The organism is uncultured Methanobrevibacter sp., from assembly GCF_937906425.1.
Lineage (GTDB): Archaea > Methanobacteriota > Methanobacteria > Methanobacteriales > Methanobacteriaceae > Methanobrevibacter.
The window spans coordinates 1-20,945 of the sequence record NZ_CALCYR010000125.1; the positions used below are offsets into that span (position 1 = coordinate 1).

Consider the following 20,945-nt stretch of genomic DNA (forward strand, 5'->3'; position numbering starts at 1 on the left):
AAAATTCAAAATAAATGTCTTTTTTAAAAAAAATATGAAAATTCAAAATGAATAAAAAATTTAATCAAGTTAAAATTATTAAATAAAATTGAAAAATTATTGCTATTAATTAAATTATATAATTTAATATATTTAAGATTAATCTATTTTTACAAAAATTATTACCACTACATTTATAAATAAAAATAATGCAAATGTTAAAAAAAGACAATAACCGTTTAAGCAATTAGCAGGAGATAAAGAAGAAAAAAATAAAAAAATAAAACAAAATTATATATTCTAATAAAACATATACTATAATATGTTGAATTAGTAAAATAAATCTAAAATTGTTTTTCTAATTTTTTAAAATAAGATTATTTAATTTTCCAAAATAGTTTATGCAATTAAGAATTTAATTGTTTGTGAGTGAGTATATGATTGAAGACAGAATAAAAATCCTTAGAAGGGCAGCGCAAATCTCTTCAAAGGAAAAAAATGAAAAGGTATGGTGTGTCATAGCAGGAAATGACAGACTCCTTGATGACATTGCATATAATGCAATCACATCCAAGGATCGTGCGCAAATCATATTTAGAGAAACCATATCAGTCGATTCAAGATATACCGCAAAAATGTTTGATTGCATTCTTTTAAATGGAGAAGCTCTAAAAATAAGTGAATTAAGTAACCACACCCGTGAAGAGGGAGGAGCATCTCTTGAAATCACTTCAACCTATCTTAAGCGCGAACCTAACTTGCTTGTTGTTGTAGGTACTGAAGATTACATGAAGAAATTTGTTGGAAAACTGAACAAGAATGAAATCAGAATCAAGATAATTTTAGAGGACCATACAACAGGATTCATTAATGCACAATTAAAATCCGGTATAAGTCTCCCAAAATTCATAAAAAATACAGTTAATCCTATTTTAGACACAAGCGAAGTTGTCCTATCCACATTGCTTATTTCTGTTGAAGACGAGAAGAATATTGATAGAATTAAAGAAATCAGTCAGGAAAATAACTTATTTGGCATTGATTTAAAATCAACCATTCAAGACAAGGAACAAAACAAGACAGAAAATAAGGAAGAAAATAAAGAAAATAAAGAAAATAAGGATAAGGACAATAAAGAAGATTCTAAAGAAGAATCCGATAAAGAAAATTCTAAAAAAGAAGAATCTGAAGATAACGAAGAGAAAAAAGAAAAAGATAAAATTACTTTAATCTAATTATACAAAACATCACTTAATTTAACACCAAATTACTCATTTTAAAAAAATCTAAAAAAAATAAACCTAAAACAAACACCAAAAACACCCCCTTTAAAAAAAAATCCTAAAAAAATAAACCTAAAACAAACACCAAAAACACTCATTTTAATAAAAACTTTAATGAATTTTAAATAATTTTTTTAAAACTTTTACCCTTTTTTTAAATCCATTTTCCAATTATTAAAATCCCAATGAAAAAAATTATTTTAATTTTCAAAAAAGCTCTCAAAAAGCTTAAAAAAATAAAAATATACAAAAACTTATTATTAAGAAAAATAATAAATATATAATTATTATAGATTATTATAAATTTTATTGAATAATTTGTAAAGTGAATTTAAATATTATTTTAATTATGGAGGAATAACGTTGAGTATTTTCGGAAATGAAGACGCTATGGAAATTGAACCAACCAGAGTCGTTAAAAATAGTTTAGGTATTGATTTAGGTACCTTAAATACAGTAATTGCAAAACCATCAGGAGATAAATTTGACTTATACCAAATCCCTTCTGTTGTAGCTGTCAAAAGAGATGATCCATCTGCTGTACTTGCAGTTGGTGAAGAAGCAAAAAAAATGTTAGGAAGAACTCCTGAAGACATTATTGCAGTAAGACCTCTTAAGAAAGGTGTAATTGAAAACATTGCACAGGCACAAGCTTTACTTATCAGAGCAATGGAAATTGGTATTAACGAAGGAGAAACTGTGGGAAGAATTGTTATTGGAATTCCTGGAGACTCTTCTGAAGTAGAGAAAAATGCAGCTGAAGAAATCGGTAGAAAAGCTGGTGCAGAATATGTCCTTGTAATCAGTGAAGGATTAGCTGCAGCTATCGGTGCAGGATTACCTATTGCTGAACCTAACGGAACCATGGTTATTGACATCGGTGCAGGTTCTACAGATTTAGTTGTTATTTCCCTTGGAGGAATTAACGATATCGAAACCGTAAGAGTTGGTGGAGACGACGTTGACAATAGAATCGTTGAATTGGTTGCAGAAAAATACAATGTTGCAATAAGTATTCACGATGCAGAAGCTGCAAAAATCGAAGTTGGTATGATTCACTGCAGTGAAGAGTTTGAAAACTTAAGCTATGAAGTAATCGGTAAATCATTAGAAACTAACAGACCTAAAAAAGTTGTTATTGACTCAATGTTAGTTGCTGATGCAGTAGAACCAATCATTAAAGAAGTAATCGGCGGATTAAACCTTATCCTCGAAAGATTACCTGCAGAATTAATGATGGGAATATATACCAATACTGTAGCAGTTGGCGGAAGCTCCAGATTAAGAGGATTAAAAGAAAGATTATTTGATGAATCTGAAATCCCAATTAAAATCTCAGACGATCCAATGACTGTAGTTGCAAAAGGAACTGCAATCGTTGCTGCTGAACCATTAGCTTTAGAACCGGAAGTTCGTTTAAAAGCTATGAAATAAAATTAAAATTTATAGCGTTTTTTAAGAACAATACTATGGCTTGTATTTTTAAATACAACCCATAATATTCCTTTTTAAACAAATACCATACAAAACTATTTTTAAACACCAATTACTCTTTTTTATAAATTTTTTAATTCAGAACTCAATGAATTAAATAATTTTTTAATTTTTAATTCAATCTCCAATAAATAAAAAAAATAAATTTTTTATAAACTTAATTACACAAAATAGATTAGAAAATAATTTTTAAAAAAAATAAACTATTAAAAATTAAAAAATAAAAAATAAAAAATTTAAAAAAGATATTTTAAAACAAATGCAATTTAAGGATTTAATATTATGGATATTTTAGGATTGGATGAAGCGGGAAGAGGTCCTGTACTTGGCCCAATGGTTATTGCAGGTATTGTAATTCCGGCAAAAAAAGAAAAGATTATAGAACGTATGGGAGTGAAGGATTCCAAAAGAATCACTCCAAACCGAAGAAGTGTTTTATACAGAAAACTTACAAAAATGTTTGATTATGAACTTATTGAAATAAGTGCAAGGGAAATTGACAATTTAAGAGCAAGCGGAGTAAACTTAAATCAGATAGAAAAAAATGCAATGCTTGAGATTACAAGCAGATTAAAAGCAGATAAAATCATCATAGATTCCCTTGACATCAAGGAAGGAAGACTTCAGGAAGAGGTACAGGCATTTGTTGGAGGAAAAACTGAAGTCATTGCAGAACATAAGGCAGATGACACTTACTTGGTAGTTGGAGCAGCATCCATTCTTGCAAAGACCAGAAGAGATGAAATCATTGAAGAAATCAATAAGGAATACATTAAATCAACTGGTGATGAGGAAGGAATCGGTTCAGGTTATCCAAGTGATCCAAAAACAAAAAAATTCCTAACAAAATTCACTTACGATGAAATGCCGGAATTCGTTAGAAGAAGTTGGGGAACTGTTCAAAGAATAAAAGAAGCGGAAGAAGAGGAAAGAACCCAACAAAAATTAATGTAATTGTTTTTTTAAAAAGAAATCCTAAAGAAAATCCATAAATATTCAATCAAAAAAAGTCAATAAACACTTAAAAAAAGAAAAACTAGAAAAAAACTAAAATAAGAATAAAAAAAACTAAAAAAAACACTTAAAAATAAAATAACAATAAAAAAAGAATAAAAAACTAAAAAACACAAAAATAAAAAAGAATAAAAAAAATAAAGGATTATTCTGGATTTAATCCAGAAATATTCCATTTTTCATCAAAAATAGCTGCTACTGAACAGACAGGATGTTCAAATTCTGCAAATACGCCTTCATCAAAAATATATTTACAAGCATCATCAGGGTTTTCTGCAGCATAAACCACATCTTCAGGAGTGTTTTTCTCATAAGTAGAAATAAATTCTCCATTATCCCCATCTATTTTTCTAACCAATACCTTACTATCGGTTACAATACCCATATATGCTTCAAATTCATCTCCAGCCTTTACAACTGCAGCAATTCTTGGAGTATTATAATCATCCTTTTCATAATCCATTGTAATTAATGAATATGCCAAAGCATCCCTAATATTCATTCCAAGAGCTATCTTATCTGCAATAGGATCTGTTTGAGAACCATTTGAAATAATAGCCATATCATCAACTATTTTTAAACAGTTATATGCAATATAGGTATTTTTAAAAATATCCTTTTCAAAACCTTCCTTTGGAATAATTGCAGCCTCATCTTCAAGAACTTTTACTTGCCTATTTGGAAAAGATCTGCTTGAAACCCTATAAGACACATAAGGTTTTCCCTCTTCTGTTTTACCAGCTGAAATAATTCTTCCTAAATACATTTTATATCTCCAATATATCAATTCTTAATAAAAGATTACAAATTAAAAAGCATTATCAATATATATTACTCTGGACTATGTACAGCCTCTTGAGGACTCATTCCAGAAGGAGCCTTAATATATATTGCATGTTCACTCGTTTTAATCTGCACATCCCCCTGGTCAAGAACACGTGCATGAACACCAATTGCGTTTCCTCTTATTTCAGAAGACATATCCACCCCATCTACAATAACCTTCTGCAATCCTGCAACAGGAATCAAATAATATTCAGCATCTCCGGTTGTATCAGTCACATTAGGTTTTCCAGTGCCTGAACCATTGCTATCATCAACAGCAGCCGCACCGAAAGTACTTGTTACAACCAAAAAGATGAGTAAAGTAAATAAGATATCAATAAAAGGAACCAACTTAATTTCAGGCTCATCATTCATTTTTTCCTTATGACGTTTAATGTCTATTGCCATTTTACACACCTTATAAAAATAAAGTTCGTATAAATTTAAAGAAATATTAATTATAAATAATGGGATTAAATAAATAACCCCGGAAATTAAAACTATTGCCTAAGCTTACTCTCGCAATCCCAGACAAATTAAAACTATTGCCTAAGCTTACTCTCAGTAATCTCAGATTTTACATCACATTTTTCTAAAATAATATTACTTATACTTTTTTCAAGCATACTTGGTTTAAAAGAAATCTGAATATTGGAATAAGGGTCATTTATCTCTTTTACACTAACAATACCTTCTGCTTCCTGAAGAGCTTCAATTACACAAGGTAATTTTTCATAAACCCTTATCTTAATAACAGCATAACTCCAGTTTGTCATTTTAGTAGCCAATTCAATCTTATCCATCTCTGAATCAATCAAACCTTTAATGTAAGTGTATAAAGGCATGAGAACAATAGCTACAGCCAAACCAGTAATGGTAGTAATAAGTGCAATATAGATACCTTCTGCCATTGCAGCAGCATCTGGATTTACACCTAAAGTCTTAAATGTCATCCAAATACCTAATACAGTACCGATTAAACCTAAAAATGGAGCAAGTTCAATAATAGTCTTTAAAGTACTGATTCCATTTGTCATTTTACTCATTTCAACAATGAAAATCTGCTCCATACTTTCCTCTACTTCAGTCTTGTTCTTATATCCAATTTTTAATGCTTCAGACATGATTCTTGAAACAGGGTTTTTATAGTGGCTGATATTCTTTAAAGCCTCAATAGCTCCGCCCTGTTCCATGGATGAGGTAATGGTCCCCATAATCTCTGTTGCATCAATCTTACTAATTTTCCTAAGATAGAATACCTTCCTTATAGAGATTAAAAAACCATAGATACCAAGCAAAAGGATTATATAGGTGATAACCCCACCACTTTGCAACATCTCCATGATCATATCAAATCCATTAGTTAGCATTTCTATAATCATAATATCCTCTTTAAGTTAAATAACTTTTAAAAAATTCAAATCCCATAGGATTTTTATTCAATGAATTATTAAATAAATTAATGAATTATTAAATAAATTTACAATATAATTATAATTTTATTATTTTTAATATATAATTATATAAGGTCAAAACTAAATTTTAAAGAGAAAAAAGAAAACAATCCACAACCCCCAATAAAATTTCCATAAAAAGTCAAAACTGAATTTTAAAGAGAAAAAAGAAAACGATTCACAATTAACAATAGTTTTTTATATTTTCATGGATAAAATTTTAAACATGACTTTAGAATTATTTGGACTAAAAGAAATACCTTTGGTAAAAAAGGGAGACAATATAGCAAAAATTATAGAAGAGGACTTAAAAGAAGAGGATATCCCTCTTGAAGATGGAGACATAATCCTTATTGCAGAGACCCTTATATCAAAAGCAGAAGGAAACATAATCAAATTAGATGAAGTTGTTCCATCAGAGGAAGCTATAGAAATAGCTGAAAAATCTAAAAAAGACCCTAAACTTGTAGAAATTATTCTCAATCAATCAAAGGAAACTGTTGCAGTTGGACCTAATTTCATAGTAACCGAAACAAAACATGGTTTTGTCTGTGCAAACTCAGGCATAGATGAATCCAATGTTGAAGATGGCTTAGCTACCCCAATGCCTGTAAATCCAGATGAATCCGCAAAGGAAATTAGAGAATACCTTGAAAAGATTAGTGAAAAGGAAATCGCAGTAATCATTACAGACACTCAAGGAAGAGCATTTAGAGTAGGTGCAATCGGAACTGCAATAGGCTGTTCAGGCATTAATCCCCTTTGGGTAAGGGTTGGAGAGAAAGACCTATACGGAAGACCTCTTGAAACCACAGAAGTAGCTACCGCAGATGAGCTTGCAGCTGCAGCATCCTTACTTATGGGACAGGCAAATGAGGGAATTCCAGTAGTTCTAATCAGAGGCTTTGAAGCATTCAAGACCCTTAGAGACACTGAAACCGGAATCAAACCACTACTTAGACCAAAGGAATTTGATGTATTTAGAAATTAAAAGCTTTTCAAGAAACTTAATGAACTTTAAAAAATTAAATAAATTTTCAAAAATTTAATGAACTTTAAAAAATTAAATAAGTTTTCAAGAAGCTTAATGAACTTTAAAAAATTAAATAAATTTTCAAGAATTTAATGAAATTTTAAAAATTAATAATAATCAAGAATTTGGGATATAATGGTTAGAATTCTTTACCAATGCGAAAATTGCGATTTTTCATTTACAGACAAGGATTTGATCTTTTATCTGGATGGAAAGGATGAAAACAAAGAAGATGATTTAGATGAAATCCTTAATGAGGGATTGGACAATCTGAAGATAATTGAAGAAAGTCTAAATAAGGAAAACTCAGACAAGATGACAAAAGCATTAATATCAGGTTTTCTTTATGAAAATTATTGCCCCCATTGCAATGAATTAATCAAAACCTATGTTCCAGAGGATAACAGCTTATTTAGCCAAGAGGAAATTGAAAAAATATTGATAAGATATCTGAATAAAGAAAATAAATATGGTAAAAACACTAAAATAGTGTTCTTTGATTTTAAAAATACTTTTTATAAAGCCAGAAGAGAAATTCTTGAAAACAATTCATGTCCAAATTGTAAAAATGAAATGTCTCTAGTCATTTCCACAAAGATACCATGTCCAAAATGTGGGGAAAATCTTATGGAGACATTTTAATAAAGTCAACAAGTTTTAATTTTTATGCTAAAGGAGACATTTTAATAAAGTCAACTAGTTTTAATTTTTATAAAATAAGAATTTTTTTACTTATTTGAAAAATAATCTAAAAAGCAAATTTAAAAATAAGACACAAATAATATTTATACTAAAAACTAAAGGGTTTTAAAAATGATAACTATACTTTCCGGAGGAACCGGAACTCCAAAATTGATTCAAGGAATAAAGGAAATTTATCCTGAAGATGAAATATCCGTGATTGTAAACACTGTGGAAAACGATTACTTCTCTGGAGGCTACATTTCAGCAGACATCGACACTGTAATGTATACCTTTGCAGACATGATTGATGAGGAATTCTGGTATGGTATTAAGGGAGACACATTCCATATAAGGGAGCACCTAATCAAAATGGGAACCACAGAACTTCTAACCATTGGAGACATGGACAGAGCAATTGAAATCCAAAAGGCAATCATGCTTGAAGATCACACATTGACTGAAATCGTCGAATTCCAAAAGAACAACTTGGGAGTGAAGGCTGAAATCATTCCAATGAGTGATGAGGACTCTGAAATAAAAATCATCACCAAGGAATTTGGCGAACTTGAGTTTCACGACTTCCTAATCAGATACCAAATGGAAGGAGAAGTTCTGGAAGTCCAATACAGTGATGTTAAACCAAGCCCTAAACTTATTGAAACAATTGAAAAGTCCGACAAGATTATCATAGGCCCTTCAAATCCAATCACCTCAATTAGACCAATAACTTCAATTAAGGGCGTTGAAGATGCATTGAAGGAAAAAGAGGTTATAGCAGTTTCACCATTTATTGGAGAATCTGCATTCAGCGGCCCTGCCGGAAAATTCATGACTGCATTCGGTTATGAAACATCCTCAATAGGTGTTGCAGAATTATACAAGCCATTTTTAGACAAGTTAGTCATAGACAATCAGGACGAGGGTTTTAAGGAAAGAATAGAAGAGATAGTCCCTAAAGTGATTGTAACAAATACGTTTATGAAAACAATTGAGGACAAGATCAATCTTGCAAGAGTGGTATTGGACATGGAATAATCATTTCCCACTTATTTTAAAGTGAAAAAAACAGAATTATAAACTAAAAAGACTATTTTAACAAACAAACTGAAAAGAACATTTCAAACATTAAAAACTATTTTAACAAACAAACTGAAAAGAACATTTCAAACATTAAAAACTATTTTATCAAATAAAAACAATTTATTGAAAGTCTTTTTAAAGAATATTGAAATATTGGGACCAAATCCAAAATAAAAAACTAAATAAAAAGACAAAACCAAAAAAATGTATAGAAATCATACAATTTTTTAAAAAAATACTCAAATAAATATTAAAGTTTAAATATTATTTTAGTTATAACTAAAAGTATTTATTATTAGGTGAAAATATATGATACAAATGACTTTGATACAAATTGATAATTATGGTCCTTGGACAGTAACTCCAAAACCACGTACTGAATCTGACCTTCAAATTTTACAAGCAGAATTATTTGCAGATGTGCAAAGACAAATAGCTGCTAAAAAAGGTTTAGTGTTCTTTACTAGATTTGACAACTTACTAGCAGTAACCAACGGATTAACTGAAGAAGACCATATGAGAATTCAAAGATCTATAAGAAACAGATACCCTATCACCATAAGTATGGGAGTAGGAGCAGCTGAAACTGCACATGAAGCACAAAAATTAGCTACAATAGCTCTTCAAAAGGAAGGGGGAGCTCAGTCATCTGGAAGAAAAGAAATTTTAGCAATTGACAGTATTATAGAAAACCCAGAAGACAGTTTTGTACAGGCTGCACACATTGATATTAATAGTGTAACAGAAACCTTAACAGACATTGAATCTGCATTTGATACAAGCTTTATGGTAAATAAAGCACAACATTACTTAATGACCAAATTAAGAGACAAAGGCGCATTATTATTCTTCATCGGCGGAGACAACTTCATGTCCCCATGCAATGGATTAAGCGAAGATGACATTACCCAAATCCTTAAGGAAATCGATGAGGAAATAGGCATTGGTTTAAAAGCCGGTATCGGCAGAGCAGACAATATGGAAGACGCTGCATACATGGCGGATATCGGACTTGAAATCATTCGTGAAGGAAATAATCAAAAATGGATTCATGTAATAGAAGAACTTTAAAACAAAATGAATCCATACAAACTAATTATAACTGATTAATGATTTTAAATAAAATTAATAAGAAAACAATCAAAAATTAATCATTTATAATTAAAAGCTATTTTCACTTAATTTTATTTTCTTTACAAAATTTTACTTTTTTTATATTTTTATTTTAATTTACTCTTTTTTTTAAAAATTTCAATATAAGGATGTGTTAATATTAAAGTACTTGCCCCTATGGCCGGAATCACCAATGCAGAATTTGCTATGAAATTAATCCCCTATGGATTTGACACAGTTACAATTGGAGGATACAATACAGACAGAGAGTCAATTGAAGCATGTGAAAAGATCATTGCAAGAGGCAGAAAGGAATTTAACTATCCAATTGATGAAATCTACACAGTCATTGAAAATGAGGTCAATGCAATCAAGGACAATTTTAACATCACAGTTTCTGCAAACCTAAGGGCCACCACACCGGATCCGATTGTTGAAATAAGCAAAATAGGAAAACTGGACATTGTTGAAATAAATTGCCACTGCAGACAGGAGGAACTTGTCCAAGCGGGATGTGGACAAAGCATGCTTTTACGTCCAGATTTGGAAGACTATATAAAAGAAGTCGTTAAAAAGGCAGAATCTAAAGTTTCACTTAAAATGAGAGCCAATGTCGAAGGTGTGGACAATCTGAAAATTGCCAAATTGGCTGAAAGTTGTGGAGTTGACTATTTACACATTGACGCTATGAAATTGGGAGTAAGGGATGCGGACTTTGATTTAATTGAAAATATAGCAAATCAAACCAATATTTTCATTATTGGAAACAATTCTGTTAATTCAATTGCACAGGCTCAAAAAATACTGGACCATGGAGCCCAAGGATTTTCAATAGCAAGAGCTGCAATAAAAGGAAAATTAGATTTTGATTTAAATCAGATTTAATTTTTTTCAAATTTATCCTAAAGATTTTAATTCCTTTTTATTAATCATTCCCCATCTGATTTTAAAAGAAATTATTCTTTAAAAATTTAATTCTGAAAAACATTAAATTCCAATAAAATAATCATTCTATAAAAATCTTTTTGAAAAAATTATACTAATAAACCGCCTAAAAAAATATTTAACTAAAATCCCGCTAAAAAATATGCCCCCAAAAATTTATAAAAAAGATAATAAAAAATTACATTTTTTTATGAAATTGCAAAAAATAATCCAAATTTATATTAATAATATCAATTATAAATATAAATTAATATAAAAAAATTTTTTTAAGAAAAAATTATGCTAAAAATAATTCATTAAAAAATAAGAAAAGGTGGACTTATGTCTTTCATAACATTAAAAAATATTAATAAGTCATTTAATGGTGAACAAGTTCTAAAAGATATTAACTTAACTATTGATGAAGGTTCTACATTAGGGATTCTTGGTAGAAGCGGTAGTGGAAAGTCTGTATTAATAAACATGCTTAGAGGTACCAAAGAATATGCTCCAGACAGCGGGGAAGTTATCTTTAACATTTCAATCTGTGAAAATGAAAAATGCATGCATGTTGAACCTGCTTCAAAGGCTGGTGAAAAATGCCATGAATGTGGAGCAGAATTAAAAGCTAAGGAAATTGACTTTTGGAATGCTGACAGATTGGAAAAGGCAGCAATCAGAAGAAGAATCTCTATCATGCTTCAAAGAAACTTTGCATTGTACGATGAACAAAGCGTAATTGAAAACGTATTGAATGCAATGGGTGATGAAGGCAGATATGAAGATGAAAACATCTATAATGCAATCGATTTATTAGAAATGGTTCAAATGAGCCACAGGGTTACTCACATTGCTCGTGACTTAAGTGGAGGAGAAAAACAAAGAGTAGTTCTTGCAAGGCAATTGGCTAAAAACCCAATGCTGTTTTTAGCTGACGAACCAACAGGAACCTTAGACCCTCAAACTGCTGAAAAGCTTCACCAAACCTTGATTGAAGGTGTAAAGGAAGAGGGAATCAGTATGGTAATTACCTCCCACTGGCCAGAAGTCATGAACCAATTGGCAGACAATGTTATCTGGTTGGAAAATGGTGAAATCATTGAAAATGGAGAGCCTGGTCTTGTTGTTGAAAAATTCCTTGAAACTGTCCCTCAAGCTGACAAGGTTGAAAGAACAGAGCACTACGAACCTGAAATTAAAATCCAAGACATTAAAAAGCATTACTACTCCATTGAAAGAGGTGTGGTTAAAGCTGTAGACGGAGTAAGCCTAACCATTAACAAGGGAGAGATCTATGGTATTGTAGGTCTCAGCGGATCAGGAAAAACTACATTGACCAAGATGATGATTGGATTGACTGAACCAAGTGCGGGAGAGCTTGAAATCAAGTTAGGTGACGAATGGATTGACATGAAAAAGGCAGGTCCATTAAACAGAGGACGTGTAACTCCATACTTAGGTTTATTACACCAAGAATATTCATTATATCCTCACAGAGACATTTTAGGAAATTTAACTGATGCAATTAGTTTAAATCTCCCTGCAGAATTTGCAAAAATCAAAGCTGCACATATCCTTGAAACTGTAGGATTTGAAAAGGACAAGGCTATGAGCATGCTGACCAAATGGCCTGATGAGTTAAGTGGAGGGGAAAGACACAGAGTGGCTCTTGCACAAGTTCTCATTAAGGAACCTAACATAATTGTATTGGACGAACCAACCGGTACAATGGATCCTGTTACAAGAATTATTGTAACAAACTCCATCTTAAAAGCAAGAGACGAACTTGACCAAACATTCGTAATCATTTCCCACGACATGGACTTTGTATTAGACGTTTGTGACGAGGCAAGTTTAATGAGAGGAGGAAAGGTCCTTAAAACTGGAACTCCTGAAGAAATCGTTTCTGAATTAACTGGAGAAGAAAAAGAAGACATGCTTAAAGACCATTAATCTTCTTTTCTTATTTTTCTTTTTTATTTTTATTTTTTATATTTATTTTTTTGTATTTTTTATTTTTATTTTTTATTTTTATTTTTGCTAATTTTTTATTAAAAAAGAGAATTTACTCTTTATTTTTTTATTTAACAATTTTTACAAATTTTTTATTTTAACTAATTTTCATTAAAAAAAGAGAATTTGCTCTTTATTTTTTTATTTAACTATTTTTACAAATTTTTAACTTAAAAAAACTATTTTTAACGAATTAAATATTAAAAAAAACTATTTTTAACTAATTAAATAACTTAAAAAAACTATTTTTCCATAATATTATAACTCAATAAAAACAATGTTTATTACTCAAAAAGCCATTTTTTAAAAAAAGTAATAATTCGAAATAAATTTCCATTATTAAATTAAAAAATTTTATAAATATAAAAAACTAAACTTAATATGTATTAATATTTTAATTACATTATCAATTATTAAAACATTTTTTAAATTTATATAAAATCATAAATTAAGGAGAATAATTATGGCATGGGATGATGCACCGTCACACATTTGTAGGGGAGGAGATGTGAGAGGATTAGCATTTTGTTGTCCTCCTGTAAAACCTTGTCCTATCATGAATGCATTAAGGGAAATAGGAATTACCCCTCAAGAATATTTAGACATTAAACAGAAATTTGCAAGAGAAACCAGATTAGGAGAAGGTCCTGGAACTTGTTTTGGATCTTTAGTATGGTGTTGTAAAACATCAAAACCTTGTCCTTTAAGAGATATGACATTAAACCAAATAGGAATGAGCGAAGACGAATATCTCACACTTAAAAAACAATTGTCAGAAGAAATATTAAGTGCGGGAAATGCACCAAAATCTTCAGAAGCAGCAGGCGCTCTTGCAGAAACCTTTGGAATAAGTGTTGATGAAGCTGAAAAAGTTCTTGGAGAATGCAATAACGATTTAAGAATGGCTGTAAAAGTACTTAAATTAAAAGAACTTGAAAGTTAAGTTAAAGCTTTAAAAAACCAATCCAACTAAATATTATAAAGTAAAGCTTTAAAAAGCCAATTAAAGCTTAAGATTAAATTAAATTAATTCAATTATACAATCAAAAGATGTGAGGAATTTTATGGGATTGACTTCTCTATTTTTAGAAGTGGAAAATAAAAATGTTTTTATTTTAGGAACTGGAGAAGTTGCTACAAGAAGAGCGAACAGATTCCTTGATAAGGGCGCTAATGTTATTTTAGCAGGAAATAAAATAAATAATGAATTAATTGAAAAAGGAGCTATCCTAAAACCTTTAAAAAATCTTGAAGAATTGGTTGAATGGAGCGATATTGTAATTCTTGCAAGCGGAGATGAAGAATTAAGCGAATATATCGCTTCAATAAGTGAAGGAAAATTATTGAACCGTGCAGACAAACCTGAAAAAGGAAATGTCATTGTTCCAACAAGCTTTTTAATTGATGATATTGAAATATCTATTTTTACAAATGGGAAAAGTCCTTTAATGGCTAGAAAATTAAGAATGAAGATTCAGGAAACCATTACAAAAAAGGACTTGCTTGAACTTCAATTACAGGAACATGCCAGAAATCTTTTAAAGGAAAAAACCGAAAATCAAAAAATAAGAAAGGAATTCCTATATAATCTTGAAGAAAATGAAGAGATTCAAGATCTTTTAAAAGAAGAAAAACTTGAAGAAGCTAAAAAACTTGCAGAATCCTTAATTGACAAAATGGATTAAAAGAATTGATTAATTCATCTTTCTAATTAAAAATCAAAAAATCAAAATCAATTATTAAAAAAAAATCAATAATAATCTAAAATCAATTATTAAAAAAACTAAAAATCAATTTAATTAATTATAAAAAATTAAAAATGGGAGAGGCTAAATTGATAATCAATATACGTGTGGATTATACAATTGCAGACATAGAAACAATGGAAAATGTCTCAAAAGACTTAAAAGAATTGTTTATTGAATTTAAAAACGTTTTTGACATTAGAGAGTATATTGAAATCAATACATGCAATAGATATGAATATTACATTTACACAGACAAATATGACACCTTCGACAAAAAGCCTCTCAATTGCACAAATGACAATATCATCACAGAATATAATGATGATGCAATACTTCACCTATTCAGAATGACCTCCGGATTGGAATCAATGATCATTGGAGAGGACCAAATACTGGGACAAATCAAGGATGCAAAAAACAAGAGCGAAAAGGAAGGTCACTGCGGTGAAACATTAAATACTATTTTTACAAAGGCAATCCATGTAGGACAAGTTGTTCGAAACAAAACTAAAATCAACCAAGGTTCAGTTTCCATAGGTTCTGCAGCTGTTGACTTGGCAGAGGAGCATCTTGGAGACCTTCAAAACAAGGAAGTTCTTGTTATCGGTGCCGGAAAGATGGGAACCCTTGTTGCAAAGGCATTGGCTGAAAAGAATCTTAAGGCTATTTTTGTGGCAAACAGAACATATTACAAGGCAGTGCAACTTGCAGAGGAACTTGATGGACAGGCAATTCTATTTGATAAGTTGGAAGAAAAACTATTAAATGCAGAACTTGTAATCAGTTCAACAGGATCACCTCATCCAATCATCAATAAGAAAAGGCTTGTAAAAGTCTTTGATGATAATGTTCCGGAACAAATGATGATTATTGACATTGCAAATCCTAGAGACATCGAGGATGACGTTCGAGAATTGGGAATCAACCTATTCAATATTGATGACTTGAGAGGAGTTGCAGAAAAAAATAAGAAGCTTCGTGAAAATGAGGTTATCGAGGCGGAAAATATAATCAAAGATGAGTTTAATTTACTTAAAGAATCCTTTAATTTAATTGAAATAAATCCAATACTTGGTAGTTTAAGAGCATCTATGGAAGAAATAAGACAACGTGAAAGTCAAAAGGCAATAGTTAAATTAAACCATGTAGATGCAAAGACTATAAAAACAATAGATAAGATGACTAAATCAATTGTCAATAAGATATTCTATGACATTTCTGAAAATGTAAAGAAATCCGCACAAAACAATGAAGAAGACATTGTTAAATTATGCGAAACTATTTTTAAAAGGGAATAATTAAAAAAAAATAGTTTAAAATAAAAATAAAATAATAATTAAGAATAAAAATTAAAAAAAATAGTTTAAAATAAAATAAAATAAAAAAAAGTAAAATAATAAAGTAAAAAACAGATGTAAAAAACTATTCAAACATGCCCTTAACTTCTTCTTTTTTATATTTATTTAAATCCAATGCAAAACTAATATCATCCATATCCACTATTTTCTTGTCATTAATTATTGCATTATGAAGAGCTGTCTTAAGCATTTTTTCCTTAATGTCCCTTCCAGACATTCTTTTAGACAATTTAACTAATTTTTCAACATCCAAATCATAATCAATAGGGAAAGTATTAAGGTTTAGTTCAATGATCTCTTTTCTTTCTTCATCATTTGGCAATTTAAATTCAATTTCCTCTTCAAAACGACTTCTGATTGCAAAATCAATTGAAGATGGATTATTAGTTGCAGCAATAGTTACAACACCATCATTTGCATCAATTCCATCCATTTCTGTAAGAAGGGAATTAACAATCTCTGCAACATCTCCCCTTAAGGACTGATATGATCTATGAAGAGCGATTGCATCAATCTCATCAATGAAAATCAATGCAGGAGCAGATTTGGAAGCCAAGGAAAACAATTCATGAATCTTATTTGCAGCATCCCCTACATGGTCTCCAATCAATGAGGTTGCCTTGATTAAAAAGAGCTTAACATTTAATTCATTTGCCAAAGCCTTTGCCATCATGGTTTTTCCAGTGCCAGGCAATCCATAAAACAAAACGTTTTTTGGAGCCCAATCACCGAATTTCTCAGGATCTTGAAGATATTTGGAAATAAGCTTTGTTTTCTTTTTTGCATTTTCCTGACCTACAACATCATCAAATAAAATACCTGAGTTTTCACGAACAAGCTTTTCCTTTTTGGTTTTTTCCTCACTTTCAATAATTATTGAAGTCTTATCTGTGATGACAGACTCTTCAGGATAAACCGTAACGACCTTGAATGCATAATCTGGAATGATTTTTTGATCAAATAGATAATCTCCACTTTTTACAAGAGTTCCGCCCCATTGTTCAAGGGCATACTGTTGAAAAAGAGGCATGTTTGAAATTTCAATGTCTGCCCCTTCCAATAAACCAAAATTAAATGGATACCCTTCAGCCTTAAGTACAACAAATTGAGCATCCATATCAATATCTTCAAGATTAGTTTTAACTGAAAGTTCAGACTTCTTTAGTTTTAAACTCTTATTATCAGATTTCAAATTATCACATTCCATATAAAGACAAAATAAATTAAATCAGTAAATAATTTAATAATTAAATTATTAAAATTGATTTAAAAAAAATAATCATGACACAAATAATTTAAATAAAAAATTAAAAAAATTATTTGAAAACAATAATCATGACACAAATAATTTAAATAAAAATTATTAAAATCAATTTATTACAATAGGATATTTAACTTTATAATTTGAATTATTTAAATATTATCAATTAATTATAAATACTTGAAAAATTAGGAGAAAAAAGAAAAAAATTTAAGAAAAAGATTAAAAAAATAGCCAAAATAAAAAATAAAAAATAAAAATTGAAAAATAAAATGAAAAAAGAGAAAATTTAAGAAAAAATAATAAAAAAGCCAAAATAATAATTGAAAAATAAAACTCCGGAATGACTTAAAATTAAATTAAGGAGTCATAAAGCTTTTTCATTCTTAAAGCGTCCTGATCTATCAAAGGAGTTTCACAAATAATGGTGGCCTTCCAATCGTTTTCAATCAGATTCAATAAAAGGTCCTTTATGTGAGGACCGTATTCATTACTTTCAGCCAATGTGTGATGTTTTCTCTCGCCTGCATAAGTGTATTCGATTGTAGTGAAATGACAATGAAGTCTGTCAATGTCTAAATTGTCTTCCAATTTAGAAAATATGCAATTGTAATCTTCCTTTTCATTTAAAAGACCTCTGGCCCTTGCATGAACATGGGCAAAATCAATTGTAGGTTCAAAATGATCAAAACTTGCACACATTTCAATGATTTCATTAAGATTTCCTAATTGGGAACGTTTTCCAGTGGTTTCAGGAGCAAAGGTAAAGTTTTCAATTCCCTCTTCCTCACAACGTTCAAGAAGTCTTGCATAAGTTTTTTTAGCCAAATCCATACAAAGTTCAGGTTTTCTGTTGGAATAAAACCCAGGATGGAAAACAAGCCTGTAGGCACCCATAAGCTCTCCCGCCTTAGCTGACTGAACCAAACGTTCAATGGAACTGTCTATCTTCTCCTCTTCCTTGGAACAGACATTAATGTAATAAGGACAATGCATTGACATTAAAACCCCATTTTTCTCTGCAAGTTCCCTAAGTTTAATTGCAGAGGACTCTCCAATACGAACGCCATAGGTTGACTGGTATTCAAATGCATACAATCCCAAAGGACCTAAATAGTTAGGAGATTCAAAAGCCTTTCCCTTAAAGTCTATTGGCTTTCCAGCCGGACCAAAAATAACCTTATCTTTCATAAAAACACCTTAAACGAATAAATAATAAATATAATGAAAATTAAACAAAGAAATCAACAGAAAACAATAAAATCAAAATAAAATCAAACAAATCAACTAAAACCAATCAAAATTATTAAATATTAAATTAAAAACAGAATAAAAGAAGTAAAATGAATAAAAATAGAAAAAAGAAAAAAATAATAAAAATAAATAAATCAAAGGATTTATTTAATTAATTATAAAATTCCCATTGCCTTATTGGTTTTAGCAATGGATTTTTCATTATCAGATTCCATTTCAAGTAAAGCGCGAATAGCATCTACATTTTCTGGAACTACATCAGATTCCTGATGTACAGCTTGCATGTAGAACAATTCATTGTCCACTACATTAATGGACTCTTTCCATACTGGAATCTCATATAAATCATTTCTGCTTCTTCCTAAATCCTTAGCATATTCCATAAGTTCAGCAGTAGAACCTAAACCTTCAGCAGCTTCAACAACCATTACTCTGGAACGTTTTTCAAGCAAGTCAATAATTTCATCATTGCTTACCTCATTACCGATTTCAACCATTAAGTTGTGTTGGTGCATCAAGGTAGTAGGAACAAGTAAAGCCATTGTAGTTACATCAATACCTTTCATTACGGTTTTTACATCAGGACCGTGGTGAGAAGGTACTTTTGGAGGGTTAGGAACAATTGCATTAATAGGACCTTTTTTAACTTCAGAAGGGTCGGATCCTCTTCTAACCATTACAGCACGAACCTTTTTAATATCAACTAAAGGATTGAGGGTATGTAATGTACGGGTTAAACCGGTAGTGTTACAGGATACAACTCTGGTATATTCTGCACCATATGAATCATCATAATTGGAGAATGAATTAAAGGACAATCCAGTTAAGTCATGGTCTTCTCCACCTTGATAAATAGCCTTTACACCAGCCTTCTTATACATTTCAAGGTTTTGAGGTCCAATGTTTCCAGGAGTACAGTCAACTACAATATCAGCTTCCTGAACCATGTCTTCAACAGTTCCTGCAATTTCAATTCCCGCTTCGGCAAAAAGGTTTTCTCTTTCAGGAATTCCAATATATAAAGGATAACCTTTTTCTTCCACAGCAGTTCTTGCTTCGAAGTTTGGTCTAGTTTTACTTACACCAATAACTTTCATATCATCTTGAGCAGCAACAGCATCAGCCACTCTTTTACCAATAGTTCCAAATCCATTAATAGCTACAGATTTCATTTTCAAACAACCTTAATAAAATTGATATGAATTTAAAAAAATAATTAATTCATATAAATTAAAAAATCAAATAGTTTATAAATTCTAAAAGTTTATAAAAACTTTTAAGATATAAATAAAGATTTATAATTTAATCTATATAAAATTTGATGTTTAAATTTAAAAAATAGAAAAAATAGATGTTTTAAAAAAAAATATTTTTTAAGAAAAAATTAGAAAAAATCAATTTAAAAAAAATATAATAATTTATTAGAAAAAATAAATAAATTATTTAAAAATAAGTATTAAATAATTATTTTTTAATTAAATAAGAAAAAATAGCTTAAATAAAAAAATAATGATTAAAATTATAAAACTTTAAGATTTAAGTCCTTACGAGGAACTATCCTCTGATATTTTACATTAGGATATCCAATTACCATGCAAGTTACAACATCATGTCCCTTTTCCAGTTGCAAGAGATTTTTAAGTTTTTTACTTAATTTTGTACATGCCACAAAAAATCCGCTGTAAAGAACTCCCAAACCAAGGCTTTCAGCCATTAGTTCCATATATGCACTTGCAAGACCTCCGTCAACATTGCTTTTGCTTGAAACTACAATAACAAGAGGAGCTCCCTTAAAGAAGAAATGATCGTCAATGTCAATCCTTTTTAAAAATTCGATAAATGGAGAACCGAACTTTTTACCCTTTCTAAACAAGTTTACACAAATCTTTTCAGCTTCATTTTGTTTGGAGCCTAAAATTGTATATGAAACCTTTTGGGAATTGGCTCCTGTTGGACTGTATCTGCCTGCCTCCAAGATTTTATCAATTTTTTCCTGTTCAACTTCCATATCCTTGAACTTACGTATTGTTCTTCTGCTTTTCATTGCCTTAAGTAAAGTTTCATCATCGATTTCAGTCATTGATATAACATTTTCATCATCAAAATCATAATTGGCCATAGTTATGGCCCCATTTGGACAAATTGCAAAACAATGCCCACATTCAATACAGCCTGAATCATGTGTACAAACCTTTCCATTTTCCAAATAAAGATAAGAGTTAACACAGTCATTTACACATAATGAGCAAGCAATGCACTTTTCATCATCCACCTTGATAAAATCCATAATAAATCCCCAAAAAATTATAATAATATTTTTAATTTTATAATATAAAAAATATTTGAACTTAAAATAGAAAAAGAGTAAAAAATTTAAAAAAATACTTGAAAATACTGAAAAATAATCATAAAAATACTAATATCATAA

19 protein-coding genes are annotated in these 20,945 nt (G+C 30.0%); 12 read left to right on the top strand and 7 right to left on the bottom strand.

Features of this window, described 5'->3' with window-relative positions; all coding sequences use genetic code 11:
* The first annotated feature begins 416 nt into the window (after nt 1–416).
* The 3 genes from Q0138_RS03420 to rnhB all read left to right on the top strand — a co-directional run bounded on the left by Q0138_RS03420 (nt 417) and on the right by rnhB (nt 3,710).
* Nucleotides 417–1,214 (top strand): hypothetical protein, encoded by a 798-nt coding sequence (locus Q0138_RS03420; RefSeq protein WP_297980935.1) that lies wholly within the window; start codon nt 417–419, stop codon nt 1,212–1,214.
* A 411-nt stretch (nt 1,215–1,625) separates the two neighbouring features.
* Entirely contained in the window at nt 1,626–2,696 is a 1,071-nt protein-coding gene (locus tag Q0138_RS03425; protein WP_297980936.1) for a rod shape-determining protein, read from the top strand.
* 342 nt (nt 2,697–3,038) lie between these two features.
* On the top strand, nt 3,039–3,710 hold the full coding sequence (rnhB, locus tag Q0138_RS03430; RefSeq protein WP_297980938.1) for a ribonuclease HII: 672 nt from the start codon (nt 3,039–3,041) through the stop codon (nt 3,708–3,710).
* A gap of 205 nt (nt 3,711–3,915) precedes the next feature.
* Here the strand turns inward: rnhB and Q0138_RS03435 are convergent, their stop codons facing one another.
* The 3 genes from Q0138_RS03435 to Q0138_RS03445 form a co-directional block, all read right to left on the bottom strand.
* On the bottom strand, nt 3,916–4,536 hold the full coding sequence (locus Q0138_RS03435; RefSeq protein ID WP_297980941.1) for an IMP cyclohydrolase: 621 nt from the start codon (nt 4,534–4,536) through the stop codon (nt 3,916–3,918).
* A gap of 65 nt (nt 4,537–4,601) precedes the next feature.
* A complete protein-coding gene (locus Q0138_RS03440; RefSeq protein ID WP_297980943.1) occupies nt 4,602–5,003 on the bottom strand; it encodes a biopolymer transporter ExbD in 402 nt (133 codons plus the stop codon).
* 134 nt (nt 5,004–5,137) lie between these two features.
* Complete coding sequence (locus Q0138_RS03445; RefSeq protein WP_297980944.1) at nt 5,138–5,977, bottom strand: MotA/TolQ/ExbB proton channel family protein; 840 nt, start codon at nt 5,975–5,977, stop codon at nt 5,138–5,140.
* 289 nt (nt 5,978–6,266) lie between these two features.
* Between Q0138_RS03445 and Q0138_RS03450 the strand changes: the two genes are divergently transcribed.
* The 9 genes from Q0138_RS03450 (at nt 6,267) to hemA (ending at nt 15,942) form a co-directional block, all read left to right on the top strand.
* The gene (locus tag Q0138_RS03450; protein ID WP_297980968.1) at nt 6,267–7,040 is read left to right on the top strand and encodes a coenzyme F420-0:L-glutamate ligase; all 774 of its coding nucleotides are present in this window, start codon (nt 6,267–6,269) and stop codon (nt 7,038–7,040) included.
* Nucleotides 7,041–7,217: 177 nt separating this feature from the next.
* Entirely contained in the window at nt 7,218–7,724 is a 507-nt protein-coding gene (locus Q0138_RS03455; protein ID WP_297980945.1) for a hypothetical protein, read from the top strand.
* A gap of 171 nt (nt 7,725–7,895) precedes the next feature.
* On the top strand, nt 7,896–8,801 hold the full coding sequence (gene cofD / locus Q0138_RS03460; protein WP_297980946.1) for a 2-phospho-L-lactate transferase: 906 nt from the start codon (nt 7,896–7,898) through the stop codon (nt 8,799–8,801).
* 354 nt (nt 8,802–9,155) lie between these two features.
* A complete protein-coding gene (locus Q0138_RS03465; protein ID WP_297980948.1) occupies nt 9,156–9,917 on the top strand; it encodes a GTP cyclohydrolase III in 762 nt (253 codons plus the stop codon).
* A gap of 219 nt (nt 9,918–10,136) precedes the next feature.
* The gene (locus Q0138_RS03470; protein ID WP_297980949.1) at nt 10,137–10,844 is read left to right on the top strand and encodes an MJ0144 family RNA dihydrouridine synthase-like protein; all 708 of its coding nucleotides are present in this window, start codon (nt 10,137–10,139) and stop codon (nt 10,842–10,844) included.
* A gap of 381 nt (nt 10,845–11,225) precedes the next feature.
* Nucleotides 11,226–12,836 (top strand): methyl coenzyme M reductase system, component A2, encoded by a 1,611-nt coding sequence (gene atwA, locus Q0138_RS03475; protein WP_297980950.1) that lies wholly within the window; start codon nt 11,226–11,228, stop codon nt 12,834–12,836.
* 523 nt (nt 12,837–13,359) lie between these two features.
* The gene (locus Q0138_RS03480) at nt 13,360–13,839 is read left to right on the top strand and encodes a methanogenesis marker 9 domain-containing protein (RefSeq protein WP_297980952.1); all 480 of its coding nucleotides are present in this window, start codon (nt 13,360–13,362) and stop codon (nt 13,837–13,839) included.
* A 121-nt stretch (nt 13,840–13,960) separates the two neighbouring features.
* Nucleotides 13,961–14,581: a bifunctional precorrin-2 dehydrogenase/sirohydrochlorin ferrochelatase gene (locus Q0138_RS03485; protein ID WP_297980954.1), complete on the top strand. Its 621-nt coding sequence runs from the start codon at nt 13,961–13,963 to the stop codon at nt 14,579–14,581.
* Nucleotides 14,582–14,730: 149 nt separating this feature from the next.
* Nucleotides 14,731–15,942, top strand: a complete 1,212-nt coding sequence (gene hemA / locus Q0138_RS03490; RefSeq protein WP_297980956.1) for a glutamyl-tRNA reductase — start codon at nt 14,731–14,733, stop codon at nt 15,940–15,942.
* A gap of 124 nt (nt 15,943–16,066) precedes the next feature.
* On the opposite strand, the gene Q0138_RS03495 is transcribed toward hemA, so the two are convergent.
* The 4 genes from Q0138_RS03495 to Q0138_RS03510 all read right to left on the bottom strand — a co-directional run bounded on the left by Q0138_RS03495 (nt 16,067) and on the right by Q0138_RS03510 (nt 20,804).
* Nucleotides 16,067–17,209, bottom strand: coding sequence for an AAA family ATPase (locus Q0138_RS03495; protein WP_297980957.1), 1,143 nt, complete (start codon nt 17,207–17,209; stop codon nt 16,067–16,069).
* A 408-nt stretch (nt 17,210–17,617) separates the two neighbouring features.
* A complete protein-coding gene (locus Q0138_RS03500; RefSeq protein ID WP_297980960.1) occupies nt 17,618–18,454 on the bottom strand; it encodes a TIM barrel protein in 837 nt (278 codons plus the stop codon).
* Nucleotides 18,455–18,672: 218 nt separating this feature from the next.
* The gene (locus tag Q0138_RS03505) at nt 18,673–19,689 is read right to left on the bottom strand and encodes a phosphorylating glyceraldehyde-3-phosphate dehydrogenase (RefSeq protein ID WP_297980962.1); all 1,017 of its coding nucleotides are present in this window, start codon (nt 19,687–19,689) and stop codon (nt 18,673–18,675) included.
* Nucleotides 19,690–20,036: 347 nt separating this feature from the next.
* Nucleotides 20,037–20,804, bottom strand: a complete 768-nt coding sequence (locus tag Q0138_RS03510; protein WP_297980964.1) for a nitroreductase family protein — start codon at nt 20,802–20,804, stop codon at nt 20,037–20,039.
* Nucleotides 20,805–20,945: the final 141 nt, after the last annotated feature.

Bases quoted from the DNA above. Each gene is read 5' to 3' on its own strand.
- Q0138_RS03420 (WP_297980935.1), top strand. From the start codon at position 417: ATGATTGAAGACAGAATAAAAATCCTTAGAAGGGCAGCGCAAATCTCT.
- rnhB (WP_297980938.1), top strand. From the start codon at position 3,039: ATGGATATTTTAGGATTGGATGAAGCGGGAAGAGGTCCTGTACTTGGC.
- Q0138_RS03435 (WP_297980941.1), bottom strand. From the start codon at position 4,536: ATGTATTTAGGAAGAATTATTTCAGCTGGTAAAACAGAAGAGGGAAAA.
- Q0138_RS03440 (WP_297980943.1), bottom strand. From the start codon at position 5,003: ATGGCAATAGACATTAAACGTCATAAGGAAAAAATGAATGATGAGCCT.
- Q0138_RS03445 (WP_297980944.1), bottom strand. From the start codon at position 5,977: ATGATTATAGAAATGCTAACTAATGGATTTGATATGATCATGGAGATG.
- Q0138_RS03455 (WP_297980945.1), top strand. From the start codon at position 7,218: ATGGTTAGAATTCTTTACCAATGCGAAAATTGCGATTTTTCATTTACA.
- cofD (WP_297980946.1), top strand. From the start codon at position 7,896: ATGATAACTATACTTTCCGGAGGAACCGGAACTCCAAAATTGATTCAA.
- Q0138_RS03465 (WP_297980948.1), top strand. From the start codon at position 9,156: ATGATACAAATGACTTTGATACAAATTGATAATTATGGTCCTTGGACA.
- Q0138_RS03470 (WP_297980949.1), top strand. From the start codon at position 10,137: ATGGCCGGAATCACCAATGCAGAATTTGCTATGAAATTAATCCCCTAT.
- atwA (WP_297980950.1), top strand. From the start codon at position 11,226: ATGTCTTTCATAACATTAAAAAATATTAATAAGTCATTTAATGGTGAA.
- Q0138_RS03480 (WP_297980952.1), top strand. From the start codon at position 13,360: ATGGCATGGGATGATGCACCGTCACACATTTGTAGGGGAGGAGATGTG.
- Q0138_RS03485 (WP_297980954.1), top strand. From the start codon at position 13,961: ATGGGATTGACTTCTCTATTTTTAGAAGTGGAAAATAAAAATGTTTTT.
- Q0138_RS03495 (WP_297980957.1), bottom strand. From the start codon at position 17,209: ATGGAATGTGATAATTTGAAATCTGATAATAAGAGTTTAAAACTAAAG.
- Q0138_RS03500 (WP_297980960.1), bottom strand. From the start codon at position 18,454: ATGAAAGATAAGGTTATTTTTGGTCCGGCTGGAAAGCCAATAGACTTT.
- Q0138_RS03505 (WP_297980962.1), bottom strand. From the start codon at position 19,689: ATGAAATCTGTAGCTATTAATGGATTTGGAACTATTGGTAAAAGAGTG.
- Q0138_RS03510 (WP_297980964.1), bottom strand. From the start codon at position 20,804: ATGGATTTTATCAAGGTGGATGATGAAAAGTGCATTGCTTGCTCATTA.